Below are 25103 nucleotides of genomic sequence, written 5' to 3' on the forward strand. Positions count from 1 at the left end.
ATCAACTCTTGTTAAGAAGAGATTGCTGACTAGAATACTCACCATATTGTTGTTCAAACTTCCCGCACCCCCTATATATAGTGTTTATCCACAGGCTTACTCACAACGAGCGGCTTGTGCATAAACCTTGTGCATAGATGGGGGATAAATACGTCATTCATGCATGGACAGGTAAAAACGCGACATGAACCAAAGTCTGCTCGTTACTAAACGCGATGGCCGCCAGGAGCGCATTGATCTCGACAAAATTCATCGTGTACTGGATTGGGCAGCCGAAGGGCTGAACAATGTTTCAGTTTCACAGGTTGAACTGCGCTCACACATTCAGTTCTACGATGGCATCAGAACTTCTGACATTCATGAGACCATCATCAAGGCTGCCGCAGACCTGATCTCTCGTGATGCGCCGGATTACCAATACCTGGCTGCGCGTCTGGCTATCTTCCACCTGCGTAAAAAAGCCTACGGCCAGTTTGAGCCGCCGAAGCTGTACGATCAGGTAGTGAAAATGGTTGAGATGGGCAAATACGACCGCCATCTGCTGGAAGATTACAGCACCGAAGAGTTCGAGCAGATGGACGAGTTTATCGACCATTGGCGCGACATGAATTTCTCCTACGCAGCGGTTAAGCAGCTGGAAGGGAAATATCTGGTGCAGAACCGCGTCAGCGGCGAAATCTACGAAAGCGCCCAGTTCCTCTACATTCTGGTGGCGGCATGCCTGTTCTCTGGCTATCCGCGCGAAACCCGTATGGACTACGTGAAGCGCTTCTACGATGCGATCTCAACCTTCAAAATCTCGCTGCCAACGCCAATCATGTCCGGCGTGCGTACCCCAACGCGTCAGTTCAGCTCTTGCGTACTGATTGAGTGCGGCGACAGCCTCGACTCTATCAACGCCACCTCTAGCGCCATTGTGAAATACGTTTCGCAGCGCGCCGGTATCGGCATCAACGCCGGCCGCATTCGTGCGCTGGGTAGCCCGATTCGCGGTGGCGAAGCGTTCCACACCGGCTGTATTCCGTTCTACAAACATTTCCAGACTGCCGTGAAGTCTTGCTCACAAGGCGGCGTACGTGGCGGCGCAGCGACGCTGTTCTACCCAATGTGGCATCTGGAAGTTGAAAGCCTGCTGGTGCTGAAAAACAACCGCGGTGTTGAAGGCAACCGCGTGCGTCACATGGATTACGGCGTACAGATCAACAAACTGATGTACACCCGCCTGCTGAAAGGTGAAGACATCACGCTGTTCAGCCCGTCTGACGTGCCTGGCCTGTACGATGCGTTCTTCGCCGATCAGGACGAGTTCGAGCGTCTGTACACCAAATACGAGAAAGACGACAGCATCCGCAAACAGCGCGTGAAAGCCGTTGAGCTGTTCTCACTGATGATGCAGGAGCGTGCATCAACTGGCCGTATCTACATTCAGAACGTCGATCACTGCAACACGCACAGCCCGTTCGATCCAAGCATCGCGCCAGTTCGTCAGTCGAATCTGTGCCTCGAGATCGCACTGCCGACCAAACCGCTGAACGACGTCAATGACGAAAGCGGCGAAATCGCCCTGTGTACGCTGTCTGCCTTTAACCTGGGCGCGATTAACAGCCTTGACGATCTGGAAGAGCTGGCCACCCTTGCGGTGCGTGCGCTTGATGCACTGCTGGATTATCAGGATTACCCCATTCCGGCAGCACAACGCGGCGCCATGGGCCGTCGTACGCTGGGTATTGGCGTGATCAACTACGCATACTACCTGGCGAAAAACGGCGTGCGTTACTCTGATGGCAGCGCCAACAATCTGACGCACAAAACTTTCGAAGCCATTCAGTACTACTTGCTGAAAGCCTCGAACGAATTGGCGAAAGAGCAAGGTGCGTGCCCGTGGTTTAAAGAGACCACTTACTCGCAGGGCATTCTGCCGATCGATACCTATAAAAAGGATCTCGACGCGGTGTGCAACGAGCCGCTGCATCTGGATTGGGAAGGCCTGCGTGAGTCCATCACCACGCACGGTCTGCGCAACTCAACGCTCTCTGCGCTGATGCCGTCTGAAACCTCTTCGCAGATTTCGAACGCCACCAACGGTATTGAGCCGCCGCGCGGACACATCAGCATCAAAGCATCGAAAGACGGCATTCTGCGTCAGGTGGTGCCAGAGTATGAGCGTCTGAAAGACCAGTACGAACTGCTGTGGGAAATGCCGTCTAACGACGGTTATCTGCAGCTGGTTGGCGTGATGCAGAAGTTCATCGATCAGGCGATTTCGTCGAACACCAACTACGATCCGAGCCGCTTTGCGAATGGCAAAGTGCCGATGAAACAGCTGCTGAAAGACCTGCTGACCGCGTACAAGTTCGGCGTGAAAACCCTGTACTATCAAAACACCCGCGACGGTGCGGAAGATGCACAGGACGATCTGGCACCTTCCATTCAGGATGATGGCTGCGAAAGCGGCGCATGTAAGATCTAATCTCATCTTGTCAGGGCCGACATTGGTCGGCCCTCTTCACATTTGGACTCAAAATGGCTTACACCACATTCTCGCAGAACAAAAATGACCAGCTGAAAGAGCCGATGTTCTTTGGCCAGTCCGTCAACGTTGCCCGTTTCGATCAGCAGAAATATGACATCTTTGAAAAGCTGATTGAGAAGCAGCTCTCCTTCTTCTGGCGTCCGGAAGAAGTGGACGTCTCGCGCGATCGCATCGATTACCAGGCGCTGCCGGAGCATGAAAAGCACATCTTCATCAGCAACCTGAAGTATCAAACGCTGCTGGACTCGATTCAGGGCCGTAGCCCGAACGTGGCGCTGCTGCCGTTGATTTCCATCCCTGAGCTGGAAACCTGGATTGAAACCTGGGCGTTCTCCGAGACCATTCACTCGCGCTCCTACACGCACATCATCCGTAACATCGTTAACGATCCGGCGGTGGTGTTTGACGACATCGTCACCAACGAGCAGATTCTTGCGCGCGCCGAAGATATCTCGAAGTACTACGACGACCTGATCGAGATGACGAGTTACTGGCATCTGCTGGGTGAAGGTACGCATCAGGTCAACGGTAAAACCGTTACCGTTAACCTGCGCGATCTGAAAAAGCAGCTCTATATCTGCCTGATGAGCGTCAACGCGCTGGAAGCGATTCGCTTCTACGTCAGCTTCGCCTGTTCATTTGCTTTCGCCGAGCGCGAGCTGATGGAAGGCAACGCCAAAATCATCAAGCTGATCGCACGCGATGAAGCGCTGCATCTGACCGGCACCCAGCATATGCTGAACCTGCTGCGCACCGGTGAAGACGATCCAGAGATGAAAGCTATCGCCGCGGAGTGTCGTGATGAATGCTTCGATCTGTTCAAGAAAGCAGCCGAGCAGGAAAAAGAGTGGGCAGAATACCTGTTCAGCGGCGGTTCGATGATTGGCCTGAACAAAGACATTCTGTGCCAGTATATCGAGTACATCACCAACATCCGTATGCAGGCGGTGGGTCTCGATCTGCCGTTCCAGACGCGCTCTAACCCCATTCCATGGATCAACTCGTGGCTGGTGTCGGACAACGTACAGGTTGCACCGCAGGAAGTTGAAGTGAGCTCGTATTTGGTCGGTCAGATTGATTCTGAAGTGGGCGAAGACGATTTCGACGGCTTCCAGCTGTAAGCATGAGCCGCTCTGTTGTTATTCTGCGTAGCTCCGGCTCCCGGCTGGAGTGCGCAGAAGATCACCCCAATCTGCTGGCGACGCTGGAAGCTAATAATCTGTGCGTTGAGTTTCAGTGTCGCGAAGGCTACTGCGGCTCTTGCCGCATGCGTTTGCTAAAAGGCGAAGTGGATTATGCCGAAACCCCGTTGGCGTTTGTGCAGCAAGGCGAGATTTTGCCGTGCTGCTGTCGCGCCAAAGGGGAGATTGAGATCGAGCTGTGATTGACCAGGCCGCCATTTATGGCGACCTGGTGATCAATCAGCTTTTCACCGTTTCCAGCACATCAATCCAACCGTGAACGGTGCTGACTTCACTGCCGTGTAGCCAGCGACGCAACATGTTCATCGCCATCATCGCCACCACTTTCTGCCGCGTTTCCACGTTATGACGTCCATGAGTGAACTTTACGCGTTGGCCCCAGCTGGCTTCCGGCGTATGCAGCGCAATCGATACTTCGCCTTCCACTAAATTTCCCACCGACAACGCCAGCGCCGCGCCCTGCTGTTTCGCCCAGTCACGCGTGCGCGCAACCTGCGCTTCCAAATCTTCATCCTGCGGCGGCAGAATCTCTGCTTTGCTGAGCGCCACGTCCGCAGCGGCCAGCTGCCAGTTAAGTAAGCCGGCGGTGAACTGCTCGCTCAGCGCCAAATGGAAGCCACGCTGCTGCAACTCGCGCGCCAGCAGCGCCGGTAAACCTTCGGTGCCTTCAAAAATGGTGCATTCAGCCAGCAACAGTTTTACCTGCTGCCACACTTGCTCCATTGCCACGCGCTGGCTGGCGGGTCCGGTGAGTTTGATTTCAATAATCGGCATCGATGAGCGATAACCCATCACCACGCCTTCCGGCAACGGGAGCGGCTCCAGCTCGGCGGCAATGTCACTTTCCCCACGCCCAAAGGTGGTGAGGCGCAAACACAATGGTGGCTCAGGCAGTTCAAAGCGTGCTTTGAGGCGCGGGATAATCTCCTGCTCAACCATTACTTTAAATTCCGACGGCACGCCAGGGGTGAAGAAAATCCAGCAGCGATTGAGCTGCAGCGCGAAGCCGCATGCGGTGCCGACCGGATTATCGAGCATCTCAGCAATGGCGGGGATTTCTGCCTGCTTGCGGTTGCTCGGCGCCATCACACGTCCGCGGCTGGCGAACCAGGCTTCCATTTTTTCCAGCCAGGGTTGCTGGATAACTAACTCGCTGCCGCTGGCAATGGCTGCGGCCTGCGCGCTGAGATCGTCACTGGTCGGTCCTAAACCGCCATTCACGATTAGCACGTCAGCAATCTGGCTGCGGCTCTGCAGCGCCTCCACCAGCGAGGTCATTGCATCACCGACGGTGCTACGGCTGGTCATCGGCAAACCGTGCTGGAACAGCACATCGGCCAGCCACGCGGCGTTGGTATCGACAATCTGCCCATGTAACACTTCATCGCCCGTTGAGAGCATTTCTACACGTATCACGTTGCGTTCTCCTTTTCCCTGTCGCTTTACTGTAGGAAGCGCGCAGGCGAAACACAATCGCGGATGATGCGAAACAGGGATTTAGCGGGAAAAGCGGCGAGGAAATCAGGAAGCGGGCGCGAAGCTTGTCGCGCCCGTTGGAACTTAACGTCGAGCCAGCAGTAAACCGACAAACAGGCCAGCGGCGGCACCAATGCCAATCCCCTGCCACGGTTTTTCATGCACATAATCATCGGCGCGATAGGCCGCATTTTTGGCACGATAGTAATAGCTGTCTGACGCCTGGCTAACGCGCGATTTCACGTCTTCCAGCGCTTGTTCAGCTTTGAGTTTCAGCTCGATATATTTCTGATCGGCCGGATCGCCTGATGCGCGTAACACTTCTTCCAGCGTTTCCGTTAGCAGCGCCAGGTCGTCGTCAAGGTGCGTTTCAAATTGATTTGAAGATGACACTATGTAGTTCCTCCATGTTCCTTGCTCGTTGTGGTTTAACTATAGTCATAAATTGCAGATTTGCTGGGTGGCGACTGCAAGGTTTTCACCGAGTTTCATCCACCGCAGTGCAAAGTTGTGTCATGTACGCTGCCGCTACGCGAATTCTGCTTCGCTTATTTGATTAATCTGATAAATTTTCCGCAGACTGAATTATTTATTTTCACGACTGTCGTAACCCCCTGTAGTCAGACGCTTCTCGTCTTACGAGAGTCAAAATACACCCGAGCAGCTAAGGATTAGATTTCCGGCATGAATCGTAGAAAATTTATGAAAGCGTCCATGGCCCTCTCCGCTGTTAGCGGCATGACGGGTCTCTCCACGCTGTTTGCACAATCCGCCTGGGCCGATGATGGTATCGCCGACGGTACCGCGGTTCGCTTCGATTTCGACTCACTGAAAAAGAAAGCCACCGCGCTGGCAAAACAGCCCTGGGGCGGCGCCCCCGGCCCCTTGCCCGACACCCTAGCCAATCTCACTCCGCAGGCCTATAACGAAATTCAGTACGACGCCAATCACTCGCTGTGGAATAACATCCCCGATCGTCAGCTGGACGTGCAATTCTTCCACGTCGGCATGGGCTTCAAGCGCCGCATCCGCATGTTCTCGGTCGATGCGCAGAGCCGTGAAGCGCGCGAGATCCACTTCCGTCCGGAGCTGTTCAATTATCACAACGCCAACGTTGATACCAGGCAGTTGGTCGGTAAAACCGATCTCGGCTTTGCCGGTTTCCGTGCGTTTAAGAAGCCTGAACTGGCGCGCCGCGATATCGTCTCTTTCCTTGGCGCCAGCTATTTCCGTGCGGTTGATGAAACCTTCCAGTACGGCCTCTCCGCGCGCGGCGTGGCGGTCAACACCTTCAGCAACGGCAAAGAAGAGTTCCCGGACTTCACCGCGTTCTGGTTCGAAACACCAAAAGCGGATGACACTACTTTCGTGGTCTACGCCCTGCTGGATGGCGCGAGCGTCACCGGTGCCTACAAGTTCACCATTCACTGCGAGGAGAAACGCGTAGTGATGGAGGTGGAAAATCACCTGTTTGCACGTAACGACATTCGCCAGCTTGGCATTGCGCCAATGACCAGCATGTTCAGTTGTGGCACTAACGAGCGCCGCATGTGCAACACTTACCATCCACAAATCCACGACTCCGATCGTCTGGCGATGTGGACCGGTGAAGGCGAATGGATTGCACGTCCGCTGAACAACCCGCAGCGTTTGCAGTTCAACGCCTATCAGGACGAAAACCCGCGTGGTTTCGGCCTGTTGCAGCTCGATCATGACTTCAAAAATTATCAGGATGTGATTGGCTGGTACGACAAACGTCCAAGCCTGTGGGTAGAACCGATTGGTAAATGGGGCAAAGGCGCCATTAACGTGATGGAGATTCCTACCACCGGGGAAACGCTGGATAACGTGGTGTGCTTCTGGCAGCCGTCAGAACCGGTGAAAGCCGGTAGCGAGTTCAGCTTCCAGTACAAACTCTACTGGAGCCAGTTGCCACCAGTGCGCAGTGGTTTGGCGCGTGTCGATGCCACGCGCACCGGTATCGGCGGCTTCCCGGAAGGTTGGGCGCCAGGCGAACACTTCCCGGATACATGGTCACGTCGCTTTGCCATTGATTTTGTCGGTGGCGATCTGAAAGCCGCAGCGCCGAAAGGTATTGAGCCGGTGATTACCGTTTCAGAAGGCACATTCAAGCAGGTTGAGATTCTTTACGTCGAGCCACTCAACGGTTACCGCATTCTGTTTGACTGGTATCCAAACAGCGACTCGACCAAACCGGTTGATATGCGCCTGTTCCTGCGTACCAAAGATGAGACGCTGAGTGAAACCTGGCTTTATCAGTACTTCCCGCCGCCGCCAGATCAACGTAAATACGTTGATGACCGGCAGATGACGCCAGGCTGATGATTGACGGCGAGGAGCAATCCTCGCCGTTATGCTTTCTGCATGCCGATGTGGGGAATCTCATCTTCCATATACACTTCGGTCACCGCTTCAAAGCCCAGACGACCGTAGAAACCTTCCAGATGTGCCTGCGCAGAGAGATAAATAGCGCGCTGCGGCCAGTACTTCTCACAGCTCTCCAGCGCCTTCTCCATCAAGCGATAGCCCAGCTTCAAACCGCGTGCTTCTTCAGAAACAATCACACGACCAATCATTACCGGCGCAGAGTCTAGCGCTGGCGTTAACACGCGCGCATAGGCCAGCAGCTTACCGTCGAGAAATCCGAGAATGTGGCGATTTTCGGCAGCTAGATCCTGGCCATCAATATCCTGATAAGGACAGTTTTGTTCCACGATGAAGACATGATTGCGCAGTGCCAGCAAAGTGTAGAGTTGTTGCGCTGTCAGTTCACTGTGGTGGCAATCAAGCCAAAGCATTTCCATGGTGCTTCCTTGTCTGAGCAAAAAAAGGGATCCGTTGAGAATATCACACCGGCTAAGCCAAACGCAGTGAGCAGCAGTGGCTGCTGAAAACCTCGTGGTGACTCTGTGCTCAACCTCTCACTACGCTGTGAACTGCAGGCAAAAAAAATCAGGCCCGCAGGCCTGATTCAGTGGTTTTGTGAATCTGAATTACATCAGCGGCTGAGCCATCTGCACCAGTGTAATCAGCGGCTGCGGATAAACACCAAGCAGCAGCACCAGAATCGCAGATATCAGCACCACAACGCCGCCGGCCGTAAATGCCCAATTGGCTTGCGTATCGCGGTTGTGCAGTTCCGGCGGACTGAGATACAGACTCACCGTCACACGCAGATAGTAATAAAGCCCAATCGCACTACCCGCTACCACCGCACCACTCAACCACCACAGATGTGCGTTCACACTCGAGGCGATAACGTAGAACTTACCGATGAAGCCGAGCGTCATTGGGATACCCGCCAGTGACAACATCATCACCGTCATTACTGCAGACAGAATCGGACGATGCCAGAACAGACCACGATAGGAATAGAGCGTATCGGCATCCGGACCGCGATAAGGGCTCGACATCAGACTCACTACGCCGAACGCGCCAAGGCTGCTGAACAGGTAACCGGCCAGATAAACGCCTGCGGTTTCCAGCGACAGCTGATGGGTTTTCACCGCAATCAGCGCCACCAACAGATAACCAAGGTGCGCGATAGAGGAGTAACCGAGCAGACGCTTGATGTTGCTCTGGGAAATCGCCATCAGGTTGCCGAACAGAATCGACGCAAACGCAATGATGCCCAGCACGGTACGCACCGCTTCGCTGTCAGTGACGGGCGCGTACATGAACAGGCGCATAATCACACCAAAGATGGCGATCTTGCTGGCGGTAGCGAGGAAGGTTGAAACCGGCGCTGGCGCACCCTGATAAACGTCTGGCGTCCACAGGTGGAAAGGAACCAGCGACAGTTTAAAGCCCAGTCCGATAATCATCATGCCCAGACCGAGCAGCAACAGCGGCTCCTGAATCATGCTATCGCTCAGACTTTTACCCAGCTGCACAAAGCTCAGGCTGCCGGAATCAGCATAAATCAGCGCGATACCGAACAGCAGGAACGATGAGGCCGCCGCCGACAGAATGGTATATTTCAGCGACGCTTCCAGCGAACGTTTCTGGCGGAAAGCATAACCAATCAAACCAAACAGCGGCAGTGACAGCAGTTCGATACCGATGAACAGCGCTGCCAGATGATTGGCGCTCGCCAGCACGATCCCGCCGAGTGCTGCAATCAGCACCAGCAGATAGAACTCATCTTTATTGTCCGGGAAACCAGCCAGCCACGGATAAGCGAAGGTGCAGGTGGCTAAACTCGCCAGCACCACCAGCGCGGTGTAGAACATCGAATAGCCATCAACGCGCAGCAGCGGCGTGACGTCCATCGCTCCCGCCTGGCCTACAAACCACAGAGAAAACAGCGCAATGTTAAGTCCGATCACCGTCAGCGTGGCATTAACAAAGTGATTGCGTCGCCACGCAATGGACAGCATCACCACCACCACCGTCAATCCGACGATCAACAGCGGCAGTAACGCGATCAGATGTTGAGGAGTTATTGTCATGGCGAATTACGGCCTTGTAGTTGAAATTGAAGCGGTAAACCACTGCTGAATATTGCTCATCGCAGCATGGGATGTGTCGAGGATCGGCTGAGGATAAATCCCCAGCAGCACCAGCAACACCACCAATACGCCGATAGTCATGAACTCACGCGGTGACATGCCTGGCAGCGGATCTTTCGACTTTGCTTCGCCGAAGTAAGCGCGCTGCATCATGATCAGGGAGTAAACCGAAGCAAACACCAGACCAAAGGTTGCAATGACGATAATCACCGGCACCACCTGGAAGCTGCCGGTCAGAATCATAAATTCGCCAACAAAGTTACCGGTGCCCGGCATACCAAGGTTTGCAACCGCGAAGAACAGTGACAGACCCGGAATCCATTTGATACGTGACCACAAACCGCCCATCTGACGCAGGTCGCGGGTATGCAGACGCTCATACAGCTGACCACACAAGATAAACAGTGCCGCAGCAGAGAGACCGTGCGCAATCATCTGAATCACCGCGCCCTGGAAGGCCAGCTGGCTGCCAGTGTAGATGGCGATGAGCACGAAGCCCATGTGCGAAATAGAGGTGTAAGCGATCAGTCGCTTGATATCAGTTTGTGAGAATGCCATCCACGCACCGTAGAAGATGCCGATGATACCCAGCCACATGGCAATCGGTGCGAACTCTGCTGACGCATTCGGGAACAGCGGCAGGCTAAAGCGCAGCAAACCGTAAGCCGCAGTTTTTAGCAAGATACCTGCGAGGTCAACTGAACCAGCGGTTGGTGCCTGGCTATGCGCATCGGGTAACCAACCGTGTAATGGCACCACCGGCATTTTCACCGCAAAGGCAATAAAGAAGCCAAGCATCAGCAGATATTCAACGGTGTGCGACATCGGAGTTTTCAGCAGCTCTTCGTAGCTGAAAGTCCATACGCCGGTGGCGTTGTAATGGACAAAGACCAGCGCCAGAATCGCCACCAACATGATCAGACCCGATGCCTGGGTGTAGATGAAGAACTTGGTCGCCGCGCTGATACGCGTTTTACCGTCGGATGCTTTATGGCCCCACAGTGCGATGAGGAAATACATCGGCACCAGCATCATTTCCCAGAAGAAGAAGAACAGGAACATATCGATGGAGAGGAACACGCCAATCACACCACCGAGAATCCACATCAGGTTGAGGTGGAAAAAGCCCTGATATTTCTCAATTTCGTTCCAGGAGCACAGTACCGCCATCAAACCGAGCAGTCCGGTCAGCACCACCATCAGCAGCGACAGACCATCAATTGCCAGATGGAAGTTGATGCCAAAGCGCGGAATCCACGGTACGGAGAAAGTCGATTGCCATTGCGGAATGCCCGCAGCCTGCGTCAGTGAATAGCCTCCCTGCAACCACAGCTGCAGACCAAGCGCTAGCGTCAGGCCCATGGTGATCATGGCAATCCAGCGCGGAACTTTTGCGCCAAGACGCTCCGCAAGCCAGCAGAGCAAGCCACCGACAAAAGGTATGATAATTAGCCAAGGTAATAACACGGCAAACTTCCCTTTTTATTGCCTTACTTCAGGCAATTTTTGACATTCTAATTGGGCGAGCGAACCCGCCCCGCTCATCAATCTTTAAATCACCAGCAGCAGCGCCAGCACCACAACGGCACCCACACTCATCGAGGCCACGTACCAGCGCAGATAACCGTTTTCGCTCACCACCAAACCTTTGTTACCAACACGCGACAGCAGCGCAGGCAGGTTCATCAGTGAGTTAAGCGGATCGCGCTTCAGCAACCAGGCAATGCCGAGATAAGGTTTTACAAACACCTTGTCATACAGCCAATCGAAGCCCCAGGCCGCGAACCACCAGGTGCCGAAGAAACGACCCGGCGCGCTGTTAGCAATACTGGTCACCAGTTGACGTTTACCCAGCCACAGAGCTGCTGCGATCAGGATACCGACAATGGCCACCACGCCTGAGGTGATTTCCAGCATCACTTTGCCGCCTTCACCAAACTCGTTCTGCGGCAGAACACCCGCCAGAGGAGGCGTGATCAGCGCACCAATAAAGGTGGAGAGCACCATCAGAACAATCAGCGGCAGGTGATGCGTAATGCCTTTACCGGCGTGAGCATGAATTTTCTCTTCACCGTGGAACACGATAAAGATCATGCGGAAGGTGTAGATCGAAGTGAGGAATGCACCCACCAGACCCGCCACCATCAGATTGATGTGACCATTCGCCATCGCACCAAACAGGATTTCATCTTTACTGTAGAAACCTGCGGTGATCAGCGGCAGCGCGGCCAGCGCGGCACCGCCCACCAGGAAGCAGACATACACCAGCGGGATGCTCTTACGCAGGCCGCCCATTTTGAAAATATTCTGCTCGTGATGGCAGGCCAGAATGACCGAGCCTGAAGAGAGGAACAGCAAGGCTTTAAAGAAGGCATGCGTCATCAGGTGGAAAATCGCCGCGTCCCATGCCTGTACGCCAAGCGCGAGGAACATGTAGCCGATCTGACTCATGGTGGAGTAAGCCAGCACGCGTTTGATGTCGGTTTGCACCAGCGCAGCAAAACCTGCCAGCACCAGGGTAATCGCGCCAATGATACCCACCAGATGCAGCACTTCCGGCGTCAACAGGAACAGACCGTGGGTACGTGCAATCAGGTAAACACCAGCGGTTACCATGGTCGCGGCGTGAATCAGAGCCGAAACCGGGGTTGGACCGGCCATCGCATCCGCCAGCCAGGTTTGTAATGGCAGCTGTGCAGATTTACCGACCGCGCCACCCAACAGCATCAGGGTTGCCCACTGCAGCATGTGGTTGTCTGCAGCGAAGTGCGCGGGTGCCAGTTCCACCAGTTCGCGGAAGTTCAGCGTGCCCAGCTCGTTGTAGAGGATGAACAAGGCGAAAGCGAGGAACACATCACCGACACGGGTAATGATAAAGGCTTTCATCGCCGCTTTGCCGTTCTCTGGATTGCTGTAATAGAAGCCAATCAGCAGATAGGAGCACAGGCCCACGCCTTCCCAGCCGAGATACATCAGCATCAGGTTATCGGCCAGCACCAACACCACCATGCTCGCGATGAACAGGTTGGTGTAAGCGAAGAAGCGCGAATAACCCTCTTCACCACGCATGTACCATGAAGCGAACATGTGGATGAAGAAACCAACGCCGGTGACAACGGACAGCATGGTCAGAGAAAGACCATCCAGCACCAGATTCACTTTAATGTCAAAGTTGCCGACGTGAATCCAGGTCCACAGCGCCTGAGTGAACGGCTGCTGACCCTGATTGAAGAAGTCGAAACCGGCATAAATAGTGGTTAATGCGGCAAGACCAACAGAACCCATACCGATTGCTGCCGACAGGTTCTCCGACCAGCGACCGCGTGAAAACGCCAATAGCAGGAAGCCAATCAGCGGAAATAATACGGTTAAATAGAGAAGATTCATCCGCGCATCTCGCTCACTGTGTCAATGTTCAGCGTCTGACGACGACGATAAAGCTGGAGCAACAGCGCCAGACCAATACTCGCTTCCGCCGCCGCAAGGCTGATCGCCAGGATGTACATCACCTGACCATCAGCTTGTCCCCAATAGCTGCCTGCTACCACCAGCGCTAACGCGGAGGCATTGATCATGATTTCCAGACCAATCAGCATAAACAGGATGTTACGACGCAGCACCACGGAGGTCAGGCCGAGAACAAACAGCACAGCGGCCAGCATCAGGCCGTGTTGTAACGGGATCATGCGTGATCCTCCTTATTTGCTTGCGCATCAGCTTGACGATTGCTCAACACTTCGCCGTGACGCTCTTCACGTCCAATATGGAAGGCCACGACCAGACCCGCGAGCAGTAGCATCGATGCCAATTCAACCGCCAGAACATAGGGACCAAACAAGCTGATACCGACTGCTTTCGCGTCGATAACGGTGCCATCAATGCCCTGATCGGTCGCCGTGCTAATCGCGTAAATCATCACTGCCAGCAGCAGTAAAGAGACGATGCCCGGACCAATCCACAGCGAAGGTTTGAGCCACTCGCGCTCTTGATCCTGCTGAGTTTTGCCGAGGTTCAGCATCATCACCACAAAGACGAACAGCACCATGATGGCACCCGCGTAGACGATGATTTCCAGTGCACCGGCAAAGTAGGCGCCCATTGAGAAGAACACGCCGGCAATCGACAGCAGCGAAACGATCAGGTACAGCAGCGCATGTACCGGATTGGTGTGGGTGATGACGCGCAGCGTCGTCAGCACCGCCACCAGTCCGCAAAGATAAAACGCAAATTCCATACCTGGCTCCTTAAGGTAACAACCCTTTGACGTCGATCGGCTTGGCTTCGTTTTCCGCTTCGCCCTTCTCTTTTCCGTCGATCGCCATACCAGCCATACGATAGAAGTTGTACTCCGGATATTTACCCGGACCGGAAATCAGCAAGTCTTCTTTCTCATACACCAGATCCTGACGCTTAAACTCACCCAGTTCGAAATCGGGTGTCAGCTGAATCGCGGTGGTTGGGCAAGCCTCTTCACACAAGCCGCAGAAGATGCAGCGTGAGAAGTTGATGCGGAAGAACTCCGGATACCAACGTCCATCCTCCGTCTCGGCTTTCTGCAGCGAGATACAGCCGACAGGACAAGCTACCGCACATAAGTTACAGGCAACGCAACGCTCTGCGCCGTCCGGATCGCGCGTCAGCACGATACGGCCACGGTAACGCGGCGGCAAATAAACCGGCTCTTCCGGATACATTTGGGTTTCGCGCTTGGCGAAGGCATGCATGCCTATCATCCAGATACTGCGCACTGTCGTGCCGAAGCCAACGACAATATCTTTTAAAGTCATCTCAATGTCCCTTACTGCGCGGTGTACAGAATCACTGCGGCGGTCGCCAGCAGGTTCAACAGCGTCAACGGCAGACACACTTTCCAGCCGAACGACAGCACCTGGTCATAGCGTGGACGCGGCAGCGCAGCACGAATCAGGATAAACATCACCATAAAGAACGCTGTTTTCAGAGCGAACCAGATGAATGGCGGCAGGAACGGGCCGTGCCAGCCACCGAAGAACAGCGTCACGATCAGCGCTGAAACGGTGGTGATCGCCACGTATTCACCGACGAAGAACAGGCCGAACTTCATACCGGCGTATTCGATGTGGTAACCGTCCGCCAGTTCCTGCTCCGCTTCTGGTTGGTCAAACGGATGACGGTGACATACCGCTACGCCCGCGATGCAGAAGGTAAGGAAGCCGAAGAACTGAGGAATGATGTTCCACAGATGCGCCTGGCTTTCGACAATGGCATTCATATTGAACGAGCCGGCTTGCGCCACCACGCCCATCAGTGACAGACCAAGGAACACTTCGTAGCTCAGCGTCTGCGCCGATGCACGCATCGCACCCAACAGTGAGTATTTGTTATTACTCGACCAGCCAGCGAACAGCACCGCATACACCGCCAGGCCCGCCATCATCAGGAAGAACAGCAGACCGATGTTCAGATCGGTGACCATCCAGGTCGGCGAAACTGGCACAATGGCGAAAGCCAGCAGCAGCGATACGAAGGCGATAACCGGTGCCAGCGTAAAGATGAAGCGGTCGGTAAACGGCGGAACCCAGTCCTCTTTAAAGAACATTTTGATCATGTCAGCAGCCAGCTGCAGCGAGCCGCCCCAGCCAACACGGTTTGGTCCATAACGGTTCTGCCACAGGCCGAGCAGACGACGCTCGGCGAAACTCATGAAAGCACCGCAACCGACAACCACCAACAAGATGACCAGCGCTTTGCCGATGTTGATCAGGATTTCAATAACGTCCGGTGTCAGCCAACTCATTGCGCGGCCTCCTGCAGTTTGTCAATGTGCGCACCTGAGAGGAACGGCGGCACGCCCGGCATACCGAGCGGTAAACCAACCTGCCCTGCTTGCAGCGACGCAGAGAAACGTACCGGCAAGCGCAGTGTTTCGCCTGCACACACCAGCTCAACGGAAGCACCGTTATTAACGCCCAGTTTCTCAGCATCAGCCGGGTTGATCACCAGCGTGGCCGGGGACATGCGTTTCTGGAAGGTTGTTGAGCGCTGGGTCATCTCCTCGCTACCAAACAGCTGGTAGTAAGGTGCGACGCGCCACTGGCTGCCTTCAACAAAGCTTTCCGGAATCGCAGTAAACCACGGCAGTGAACGATCGCTGGCTTCAAACAGACGCACGCCCGGATCGCCATGACGCAGTTTGCCGCCCACTTCAGCCTGGAACTTGTTCCATGCCTGCGGTGAGTTCCAGCCCGGCGCCCAGGCAAATGGAATCTGCGAACGCGGTGCGCTGGGTTGGTTGTTCCCTTCCATCGAGAAGGCAAACATGGTGTCTTTATCTTGCGGCTGACGCGGTTCATGCACGCTGATGTTGGCGCGCATCGCAGTACGGCCACTGTTGCGGTGCGGTGAACGTGCCAGTTTTTGACCACGGATACGGAAGCTCGCGTCTGGCGCGGCATCCTTAATGCCTTTCAGCTGTGGCAGCGCCGCAACGGTGGCATCAATCACGTGATCCAGCTGAGTCCAGTCGATGTGACGGCTCTCAACCGCGCTGTGCAGCGAACGCAACCAGCGCCAGCTCTCTAGCATCACTACGCTGTCATCGTAATAAGCGGGATCGTAAACCTGGAAGAAGCGCTGCGCGCGGCCTTCGTGGTTGATTGATGTGCCATCGCTCTCCGCAAAGCTGGCGGTGGAAAGCACCAAACCGGCTTTTTCCAGCGTTGCGGTACGTTGATGATCGACCACAATCACGTTAGCGGTGGTATCAAGCGCCGCATCCACGTTGGCTTTCGGTGCATGACGATAGAGATCGTTTTCCAGCACCACCAGCGCATCGGCTTCGCCTTTGCTCAGCTGTTCCAGCGCGCTGTCCAGCGATTGGCCGCCCATCAGGCCGAGGCCAAAGCTGTTCGCCGCACCCGCGAGGAAGGTAATACCGACATCGGCACCGCGCGCTTTCAGGGCTTTTGCCACGTTAGCAGCAGCTTCAATCATCGCGATGCTACCGGAATGGGTACCGGAGATAATCAGCGGTTTTTTCGCACCTGCCAGCGCCTGAACCACCACATCAACTTTGCCGTTGAGTTTGCTGTCGAAGCCGCTGACTGCCGGCGCGCTTTCATCCAGCGCATTGGCAATCGCGAAGCCGAGACGAGCTTGATCTTCCACCGGTGCGCGATAGCTCCATGCAGCGATATCATCCAGGCGGGTTTCGTCGACATTGGTTACGAACAGCGGATGTTTGGCATGCTGACCGATGTTAAGGATTGCCGCGATCTGCCAGTCAGCCACTTTCTGTGCCGCAGCCATCTCACGCGCTTTACCTTTTACTGCCTGACGTACAGACAACGCCACGCGCGCGCCAACCTGAGTCAAATCTTCACCCAGCACCAGCACCGCATCGTAGCTCTCAATTTCGCGCAGTGATGGCGTGTAGATGCCGCCGTCCTGCAGGACTTTTAGCATCAGCTCAACGCGAGCTTGCTCACCGGCTGGCATACCGGTTGAGAAGTTTTCTGCGCCAACCAGCTCACGCAACGCGAAGTTGCTTTCAATGCTGGCGCGCGGAGAACCGATACCGATCACTTTTTTCGCCCGACGCAACACATCCGCCGCCGCATTCACCGCTTGTTCAGCATTCAGGCTGACCCAATCGTTGCCGCGTTGCTGTACCGGATGACGTGGGCGATCTTTACGGTTGACGTAGCCGTAACCGAAACGACCACGATCGCAGAGGAAATAGTGGTTTACGGTGCCGTTATAGCGGTTTTCGATACGACGCAATTCGCCATAGCGTTCGCCCGGGCTGGTGTTACAACCCACGCTGCACTGCTGACAGATGCTTGGTGCGAACTGCATATCCCATTTACGGTTATAGCGTTCGGAGTGCGTTTTATCGGTGAAAACCCCGGTCGGACAGATTTCCACCAGGTTACCGGAGAATTCGCTTTCCAGCGTGCCATCTTCCGGACGACCAAAGTAGACGTTGTCGTGAGCGCCATAAACGCCAAGATCTTTGCCGTCGGCATAATCTTTGTAGTAACGCACGCAGCGATAGCAGGCGATACAGCGGTTCATTTCATGCGAAATGAACGGGCCGAGGTCCTGGTTCTGGTGAGTACGTTTAGTGAAGCGATAACGACGGAAACTGTGTCCGGTCATTACCGTCATATCCTGCAGATGGCAGTTACCGCCCTCTTCGCACACCGGGCAGTCGTGCGGATGGTTGGTCATCAGCCATTCCACCACGCTTTCACGAAACTCTTTCGCTTCGCCATCGTCGATGGAGATAAAGGTGCCGTCCGACGCTGGTGTCATGCAGGACATGACAAGGCGACCGCGGGTATCTTCGGCATTCTGGAATTGCTTCACCGCGCACTGGCGGCAGGCCCCTACGCTTCCCAGCGCCGGATGCCAGCAAAAATAAGGAATATCAAGGCCCAGAGAGAGACACGCCTGTAGCAGGTTGTCCGCTCCGTTCACATCATATTCTTTACCGTCTACATGGATTGTAGCCATAGTGAACATGCTTCCGTAAGGCTCGCCCTAAGACGAGCGTTAAACATCTAATTCTTTCCCCACGCCATGTCGGCATGAGGTGAATTCCGTGTACGGCGGCTGATTACCAGCGCGCTTTCAGCAGGTTGGGCTGAATACCGCCGATGGCTCGGGTATTGCCAAACACCTGCGGCGCAATGCCAGCTTCAAACTCTTCACGGAAATATTTAATCGCGCTCTGCAATGGCTCGACGGCGCCCGGTGCGTGGGCACAGAAGGTTTTACCTGGGCCAAGCTGGCGGCAAAGTTGCTGCAGGGTTTCAATATCACCCGGCTGACCTTTCTTCTGCTCCAGCGCACGCAGGATCTTCACGCTCCATGGCAATCCATCACGGCACGGCGTACACCAGCCACAGGATTCGCGCGCAAAGAACTCTTCCAGATTACGCACCAGCGAAACCATGTTGATTTCGTGATCGACCGCCATCGCCAGCGCAGTACCTAAACGGCTGCCAGCTTTACCAATACTGGCAAATTCCATCGGCAGATCGAGGTGCTGGTCGGTGAGGAAGTCAGTTCCTGCGCCGCCTGGCTGCCAGGCTTTGAATTTCAGGCCATCACGCATGCCACCGGCGTAATCCTCAAGGATTTCACGTGCGGTGGTGCCGAACGGCAATTCCCAGACACCAGGATTTTTCACGCGGCCGGAAAAGCCCATCATTTTGGTGCCGGTGTCTTCACTGGTAGAGATGTTTTTGTACCAGTCAACGCCGTTAAGGAAGATGGCAGGCACGTTCGACAACGTTTCCACGTTGTTCACGCAGGTCGGCTTGCCCCACACGCCGGCACTGGCCGGGAATGGCGGCTTGGAACGCGGGTTCGCACGACGTCCTTCCAGAGAGTTAATCAGTGCTGTTTCTTCACCGCAGATATAACGACCTGCGCCGGTGTGGACGATCAGCTCGAAATCAAAACCGGTACCAAGAATATTTTTGCCGAGATAGCCCGCTTCGGTGGCTTCAGCAATCGCGCGACGCAGATTAACGGCCGCTTCGATGTACTCACCACGTAAGAAGATATAGCCACGATAGGCTTTCAGCGCGAACGCACTGATCAGCATGCCTTCCACCAGCTGGTGCGGCAGTTGCTCCATCAGCAAGCGGTCTTTGTAAGTACCCGGCTCCATTTCATCGGCATTACACAGCAGGTAACGGATGTTCATGGATTCGTCTTTCGGCATTAGGCTCCACTTCAGGCCGGTGTTAAAGCCTGCACCACCGCGGCCTTTCAGGCCGGAGTCTTTTACCGCCGCGACGATTTCGTCCTGGCTGAAATCTTTCAACGCTTTTTCTGCGCCGACATAACCGTTTTTACTGCGATATTCATCGATCCAGATCGGCTGCTTGTCGTCACGGAGACGCCAGGTCAGTGGATGCGTTTCGGCAGTACGAATGATCTGTTTAATGGTCATTGATACTGCTCCAGCAAGTTGGCGATGCCTTCAGGCGTCAGATGAACGTGGGTATCTTCATCCACCATCATGGTTGGCCCTTTATCGCAGTTACCCAGGCAGCAAGTTGGCAGCAGCGTAAAGCGTCCATCCGCCGTAGTCTGGCCCGGCTTGATGTTCAGATTTTGCTCCAGCGCATCCTGAATCCCCTGATAACCCGTGATGTGGCACACCACGCTGTCACAGTAGCGAATAACGTGACGGCCAACCGGCGTACGGTAGATTTGGCTATAGAAAGTCGCTACGCCTTCAACATCACTGGCTGGAATCCCCAGAACATCTGCGATGGCGTTAATCGCGCCGTCCGGCACCCAGCCACGCTGTTTCTGCACGATCTTCAACGCTTCGATCGAAGCGGCGCGTGCATCTTCGTAATGGTGTTTCTCGTGCTCGATAGCGTGGTGCTCGGCCTCGCTCAGCACGAAGACCTCAGTAGGGTCGATGGTGTGAATAGCAATTTTTTGATCGTGCATAATTAGCGGTCCACGTCTGACATAACAAAATCGATACTACCGAGGTAAACGATCAAGTCGGATACCAGGCTGCCGCGGATCACCGATGGGATCTGCTGCAGATGCGGGAAGCTCGGCGTACGCACGCGGGTGCGATAGCTCATGGTGCTGCCATCGCTGGTCAGGTAGTAACTGTTGATCCCTTTGGTCGCCTCAATCATCTGGAAGGATTCGTTGGCCGGCATGATTGGGCCCCACGAAACCTGCAGGAAGTGTGTGATCAGGGTTTCAATGTGCTGCAGCGTGCGCTCTTTCGGCGGCGGCGTTGTCAGCGGATGGTCCGCTTTGAACGGGCCTTCAGGCATGTTGTTCAGGCACTGTTCCAGAATGCGCAGTGACTGCCACATCTCTTCCATTTTCAGCTGCACGCGGGTGTACGCATCACTGATGCCAGCGCCAACCGGAATTTCGAAATCGAAGTTTTCGTAACCTGAATATGGACGCCATTTGCGCACGTCAAAATCTAAACCAGTGGCGCGCAGACCTGCGCCGGTGGTGCCCCACGCCAGTGCTTCGTCCATGTTGTACGCCGCAACACCTTGCGAACGGCCCATCAACACGGTATTGCGCAGTGCGGCTTTGTCGTACTCTTTCAGACGCTTCGGCATCCAGTCGAGGAAGTCGCGCAGCAGTCGTTCCCAGCCTTTCGGCAGGTCATGCGCTACGCCGCCGATGCGGAACCACGCCGGGTGCATACGGAAACCGGTAATCGCTTCCACCACATCATAAATTTTCTGACGATCGGTAAAGGCGAAGAACACCGGCGTCATCGCGCCGACGTCCTGAATAAAGGTGGAGATATAGAGCAGATGGCTGTTGATGCGGAACAGTTCAGACAGCATCACGCGGATCACATTGACGCGATCCGGCACGGTAATGCCCGCCAGTTTTTCCACCGCCAGCACGTACGGCATTTCGTTCACGCAGCCGCCGAGGTACTCGATACGGTCGGTGTACGGAATGTAGCTGTGCCAGGATTGGCGCTCGCCCATCTTCTCCGCGCCACGATGGTGGTAGCCGACATCGGGAACGCAATCGACGATTTCTTCACCATCTAACTGCAGAATGATGCGGAAAGCACCGTGCGCAGAGGGGTGGTTCGGACCGAGGTTGAGGAACATGAAGTCCTCATTGGTGGTGCTGCGCTTCATGCCCCAATCTTCAGGCTTGAAGGTCAGTGCCTCCATCTCCAGATCTTCTTTCTGCTTGGTCAGCTCGAAGGGATCGAACTCGGTAGCGCGCGCCGGATAATCTTTACGCAGCGGATGGCCTTCCCACGTCTGCGGCATCATGATGCGCGTCAGGTGCGGGTGACCATTGAAAGTGATGCCAAACATCTCCCAGGTTTCGCGCTCATACCAGTTGGCGTTAGCGAAAATTTTGGTAATGGTTGGCACATTCAGATCGTTTTCAGATAAAGCGACCTTGAGCATGATGTCGCGGTTGCGTTCAATGGAAAGCAGGTGATAGAAAACGGAAAAATCCGCGGCGGGCAAACCGGCGCGGTTAGTGCGTAAACGCTCATCAAAACCGTGTAAGTCATACAGCATGACATAGGGCTTTGGCAGCTTGCGCAGGAATTCAACGATTTCTAATAGCTGTTCACGCTTCACCCAGACAACCGGAATCCCGGTGCGGGTAGCCTGAACGGTAAAGGCATCCGGCCCAAAACGGTTACGCAGCTCGCCGACCACTGGGTCATCCAGGTGATCGCGGGTTTGCCATGAAGGCTGAGCGAGATCTTGCGTGGTTAAATCAGTCATACGTTACTCACCATTCCGGCCTGTAATCAGGCGCTCAAAAGAAGGCGTCAGGATGGCGGCGCACATTAAATTGTGATGTTTTGCTGTGGCCGTGGCTCCATCCGTGTACGGGAAGCTTAAACTTCGTCTGGCGATCTCAGGTTGGTGACGGCAATACGCTCGCCACGCTTTCTTTCACGCTCTGGCTGCATATTGGCGCGATAAACACCCTGATCACCGACCACCCAAGACAGTGGACGACGCTCTTTGCCAATAGACTCGCGCAGCAGCAGCAATGCCTGCATATACGCTTCTGGACGCGGCGGGCAGCCAGGAATGTACACGTCAACCGGCAGGAATTTATCCACGCCCTGCACCACCGAGTAGATGTCATACATGCCACCCGAGTTAGCGCATGCGCCCATGGAAATCACCCATTTCGGCTCCAGCATTTGGTCATATAAACGCTGAATAACCGGCGCCATTTTGGTAAATGGCGTACCGGCGATCACCATGAAGTCAGCCTGACGTGGCGAGGCGCGCATAACTTCGGCGCCAAAACGTGCCACGTCATGCACTGCGGTGAAGGATGTGGTCATTTCCACGTAGCAACAGGAAAGGCCGAAGTTATACGGCCAGAGTGAGTTTTTACGACCCCAGTTCACCATGTCATGCAGGGCGTGCTCGAGCTTGCCCATGTAGACGCTACGGTGAACGTGTTGCTCCAGCGGATCGGTAACCGTTTCCTGTTTCTGTAGAGGATAACGATCGTTATCGCCGCCCCCGTTCGGGTCTACGCGTGTCAGCGTGTAGTCCATCTTATTGCCTCGCTTTTACTGCTTATGAGGGTTGGTGTGGCTGTGACTGACCGGGACAGATTTGACCACTACGCGACGACGCGCAGGAGCCCAATCCAGCGCACCGATGCGCACCAGATAAACCAGGCCTGCCAAGAGCACCAAAATGAAAATTGCGGCTTCGGCAAAGCCGACCCAACCGCTTTCGCGAATGGAAGTCGACCATGCGTATAAATAGAGGGCTTCGACGTCGAATATGACGAAAAACATCGCAACCAGATAGAATTTTGCAGAGAGGCGAATATGAGTGTCACCGACCGACTCAATACCCGATTCGAACGGGGTGTCCTTGTGTCGCGCACGCGCACGACCACCTAACAACCAGCCACCGGTCAACATAAAGGCACACAGGCCGAATGCGATAACGATAAAAACAATAAATGCCCAGTGATGAGCGATCACTTCTGTAGTTGTCGACATACTCTTTGCTTACTCATCAAAAGTGGTGATGGCATCCTGCGCTGTTGCAGCAAACACACCACATCGATTCAAGGGAAGGATAAAAAACCTTATAAATTTTGCTGTCATTAGCAATAAAGCAGCAATTTTATAGGGGTTTTTACTCCTTTCTATAACCTTTTGTCAACTTTGACAAAAGTATCCAAACATTATTTTACAGCTGCATCATATTATTAACATTCAACCCTCTGAGCGCCAGCTAAATCGCTTCAGTTTGTGAGGTTAATTTTAGTGTAGCGGGTATTCACATGCGTGGATCGTGCATTTAACAATCATATTTTGACAGGTCTCGCCCGAGATTCCCCCCCCTTATCAGGGGTATTTTTTTGATCTAAAGCACATAACTGGGTTTTATGCTGCAAAAAACAGCGGAGTGGACGGGCAAATGCCCTGGGAAAGTTGGCACGAATTGATAAAATCATTCCATGTGGAGCAAAAATGGAACACATTTCATTTTTAAGTTGTCGAGTGAAATCTTTTTCTGGAAATCGCTCTAAAAACGAGGTATTAAAAGGCATAAAAAAAGCCTTAGCGGATAATTACCCAGCTAAGGCTCATTTTTATCGGTTTTAACAATTAACCGGTATTCCAATTGAGAGGAATTACCAGCAACTGCAACCCTTACTCTTCATCATCCAGTAACAAGGTACCGTCTGGATTAGCACTCAGATTATAAGGATCGTTGGTGGACTGCATGGCATTGAAGATCGCCAGCGCCAGTTCGTTATCGCTGTCTGGATTACGGCACAGCAGATACTGGGTATCAGGCAATACTGGCAAACCTTCTGCCGCGCCCATCACGCGCAGTTCTGGACTCATCATCTCAACAGGACGCGCTGTCACACCCAAACCGGCTTTAACCGCTGCACGGACGGCAGCCAGCGTTGAAGCAACATACGAGATGCGCCACGGAATGCCAGCCTCGTTAAGGTGATCAATGGCCATATCACGATACGGGCTTGGCTCATCCAACAGAACCAAAGGAATGGCCTCTCCACGCTGGAAGATATAATCTGCCGCGCAGTACCACAACGTTGGTGAAGTACGCAGTACCTGATAAGTAAAGTTTCCTGGGCTGGACGTGGTCACAACCAGATCGACTTCACCTTGATTAAGCATTTCCATCATGAACGGGTTGCGCTTAACACGCACATCAATGGCCAGCTTCGGATAGACCGACGTTACGCGGTTAAGCAGGAACGGCAGAATGGTATCTGAGGTATCATCTGAAGCGCCAATGGTCAGAACGCCCTGGATGTTGCTGTACATTAAAGAGGTGCAAGCTTCGTCATTAAAACGAAGGATTTTCCTGGCGTAACCCAGCAGTTGAATGCCATGCTCCGTCAGCAATTTATTACGTCCATGTCTGGCAAACAGCTCTTTACCTACCAATTGTTCCAGACGTTGCATCTGCTGGCTCACTGCGGACTGCGTTCTGCACACGGCGGCAGCAGCGGCTGCGAAAGTGTTCAGATCGGCAACGGCAACAAATGTACGCAGCAGATCGAGGTCGAGATTCAGTATCGGACGATTTGCATTAGTCATGTTTTTTCTTCACTTATAAGATTTTTTAAAACTACTACCCTGGTGTATTACCCGACTTATCAAAGAGATAAGAGGCAATGGTGCTTAATGACAGCCCTGTGTGGAGCTGCCATGAAAAAATTTTGTCAGGCGGATGCCGACGATCGCACCACTCTGAGATCAGAGCAGCGTCGTCATTATAGACAGCAGAACTTCTGGGCCGAAAACGTAAGTCGTACAGGTGCTGGAAGCTGCGTAGTTGTCTATGTCTCCCGCACAAA

Annotated in this window: 21 protein-coding genes; 4 read left to right on the forward strand and 17 right to left on the reverse strand. The window is 54.2% G+C overall.

The window, feature by feature from the left end; genetic code table 11:
* The first annotated feature begins 184 nt into the window (after positions 1 to 184).
* Genes nrdA through yfaE form a run of 3 tightly spaced genes read left to right on the forward strand, consistent with a single transcriptional unit; the run spans position 185 to position 3917 of the window.
* Positions 185 to 2470, forward strand: coding sequence for a class 1a ribonucleoside-diphosphate reductase subunit alpha (gene nrdA, locus FCN45_RS13140; protein ID WP_137386188.1), 2286 nt, complete (start codon positions 185 to 187; stop codon positions 2468 to 2470).
* A 53-nt stretch (positions 2471 to 2523) separates the two neighbouring features.
* Entirely contained in the window at positions 2524 to 3654 is a 1131-nt protein-coding gene (gene nrdB, locus FCN45_RS13145) for a class Ia ribonucleoside-diphosphate reductase subunit beta (protein WP_101763665.1), read from the forward strand.
* 2 nt (positions 3655 to 3656) lie between these two features.
* Complete coding sequence (gene yfaE / locus FCN45_RS13150; RefSeq protein ID WP_061717835.1) at positions 3657 to 3917, forward strand: class I ribonucleotide reductase maintenance protein YfaE; 261 nt, start codon at positions 3657 to 3659, stop codon at positions 3915 to 3917.
* Positions 3918 to 3954: 37 nt separating this feature from the next.
* Here yfaE and FCN45_RS13155 read toward each other — a convergent pair whose 3' ends face one another.
* Together FCN45_RS13155 and elaB are read right to left on the reverse strand one after the other, a co-directional pair.
* A complete protein-coding gene (locus tag FCN45_RS13155) occupies positions 3955 to 5151 on the reverse strand; it encodes a nicotinamide mononucleotide deamidase-related protein YfaY (RefSeq protein ID WP_137386189.1) in 1197 nt (398 codons plus the stop codon).
* 144 nt (positions 5152 to 5295) lie between these two features.
* Complete coding sequence (gene elaB, locus FCN45_RS13160; protein WP_137386190.1) at positions 5296 to 5604, reverse strand: stress response protein ElaB; 309 nt, start codon at positions 5602 to 5604, stop codon at positions 5296 to 5298.
* A gap of 291 nt (positions 5605 to 5895) precedes the next feature.
* Here elaB and FCN45_RS13165 point away from each other — a divergent pair, with 291 nt between their 5' ends.
* Complete coding sequence (locus FCN45_RS13165; protein WP_137386191.1) at positions 5896 to 7554, forward strand: glucan biosynthesis protein D; 1659 nt, start codon at positions 5896 to 5898, stop codon at positions 7552 to 7554.
* A 29-nt stretch (positions 7555 to 7583) separates the two neighbouring features.
* On the opposite strand, the gene FCN45_RS13170 is transcribed toward FCN45_RS13165, so the two are convergent.
* From FCN45_RS13170 to lrhA, 15 genes are all read right to left on the reverse strand, one after another.
* Entirely contained in the window at positions 7584 to 8036 is a 453-nt protein-coding gene (locus FCN45_RS13170; RefSeq protein ID WP_137386192.1) for a GNAT family N-acetyltransferase, read from the reverse strand.
* 189 nt (positions 8037 to 8225) lie between these two features.
* Complete coding sequence (gene nuoN, locus FCN45_RS13175; protein ID WP_008105131.1) at positions 8226 to 9683, reverse strand: NADH-quinone oxidoreductase subunit NuoN; 1458 nt, start codon at positions 9681 to 9683, stop codon at positions 8226 to 8228.
* A gap of 6 nt (positions 9684 to 9689) precedes the next feature.
* The gene (gene nuoM / locus FCN45_RS13180) at positions 9690 to 11210 is read right to left on the reverse strand and encodes an NADH-quinone oxidoreductase subunit M (RefSeq protein ID WP_101763660.1); all 1521 of its coding nucleotides are present in this window, start codon (positions 11208 to 11210) and stop codon (positions 9690 to 9692) included.
* Positions 11211 to 11294: 84 nt separating this feature from the next.
* Positions 11295 to 13130, reverse strand: coding sequence for an NADH-quinone oxidoreductase subunit L (gene nuoL, locus FCN45_RS13185; protein ID WP_137386193.1), 1836 nt, complete (start codon positions 13128 to 13130; stop codon positions 11295 to 11297).
* Positions 13127 to 13429 carry an NADH-quinone oxidoreductase subunit NuoK gene (gene nuoK / locus FCN45_RS13190; RefSeq protein WP_007889334.1) on the reverse strand — a complete coding sequence of 101 codons (303 nt, stop codon included), beginning with the start codon at positions 13427 to 13429 and terminating at the stop codon, positions 13127 to 13129. The genes nuoL and nuoK overlap by 4 nt, the downstream gene beginning before the upstream one ends.
* Complete coding sequence (gene nuoJ / locus FCN45_RS13195; RefSeq protein WP_008105138.1) at positions 13426 to 13977, reverse strand: NADH-quinone oxidoreductase subunit J; 552 nt, start codon at positions 13975 to 13977, stop codon at positions 13426 to 13428. The genes nuoK and nuoJ overlap by 4 nt, the downstream gene beginning before the upstream one ends.
* A gap of 10 nt (positions 13978 to 13987) precedes the next feature.
* Entirely contained in the window at positions 13988 to 14530 is a 543-nt protein-coding gene (gene nuoI / locus FCN45_RS13200) for an NADH-quinone oxidoreductase subunit NuoI (RefSeq protein WP_137386194.1), read from the reverse strand.
* 11 nt (positions 14531 to 14541) lie between these two features.
* Positions 14542 to 15519 carry an NADH-quinone oxidoreductase subunit NuoH gene (gene nuoH / locus FCN45_RS13205; protein ID WP_008105140.1) on the reverse strand — a complete coding sequence of 326 codons (978 nt, stop codon included), beginning with the start codon at positions 15517 to 15519 and terminating at the stop codon, positions 14542 to 14544.
* Positions 15516 to 18239: an NADH-quinone oxidoreductase subunit NuoG gene (gene nuoG, locus FCN45_RS13210; RefSeq protein ID WP_137386195.1), complete on the reverse strand. Its 2724-nt coding sequence runs from the start codon at positions 18237 to 18239 to the stop codon at positions 15516 to 15518. Before nuoG ends, nuoH begins: the two co-directional genes overlap by 4 nt.
* Positions 18240 to 18342: 103 nt before the next feature.
* Positions 18343 to 19683, reverse strand: a complete 1341-nt coding sequence (gene nuoF / locus FCN45_RS13215; protein ID WP_176519213.1) for an NADH-quinone oxidoreductase subunit NuoF — start codon at positions 19681 to 19683, stop codon at positions 18343 to 18345.
* Positions 19684 to 19685: 2 nt separating this feature from the next.
* On the reverse strand, positions 19686 to 20201 hold the full coding sequence (nuoE, locus tag FCN45_RS13220) for an NADH-quinone oxidoreductase subunit NuoE (RefSeq protein WP_101763655.1): 516 nt from the start codon (positions 20199 to 20201) through the stop codon (positions 19686 to 19688).
* A 2-nt stretch (positions 20202 to 20203) separates the two neighbouring features.
* Entirely contained in the window at positions 20204 to 22003 is a 1800-nt protein-coding gene (gene nuoC, locus FCN45_RS13225; protein ID WP_008105149.1) for an NADH-quinone oxidoreductase subunit C/D, read from the reverse strand.
* A gap of 116 nt (positions 22004 to 22119) precedes the next feature.
* Positions 22120 to 22800, reverse strand: a complete 681-nt coding sequence (locus FCN45_RS13230) for an NADH-quinone oxidoreductase subunit B family protein (RefSeq protein ID WP_008105151.1) — start codon at positions 22798 to 22800, stop codon at positions 22120 to 22122.
* A 15-nt stretch (positions 22801 to 22815) separates the two neighbouring features.
* A complete protein-coding gene (locus FCN45_RS13235; RefSeq protein ID WP_137386196.1) occupies positions 22816 to 23259 on the reverse strand; it encodes an NADH-quinone oxidoreductase subunit A in 444 nt (147 codons plus the stop codon).
* A gap of 660 nt (positions 23260 to 23919) precedes the next feature.
* Complete coding sequence (gene lrhA, locus FCN45_RS13240; protein WP_021509211.1) at positions 23920 to 24843, reverse strand: transcriptional regulator LrhA; 924 nt, start codon at positions 24841 to 24843, stop codon at positions 23920 to 23922.
* Positions 24844 to 25103 lie beyond the last annotated feature (260 nt).

It is taken from the genome of Pantoea sp. SO10, assembly GCF_005281435.1.
Classification (GTDB): Bacteria; Pseudomonadota; Gammaproteobacteria; order Enterobacterales; family Enterobacteriaceae; genus Pantoea; species Pantoea leporis.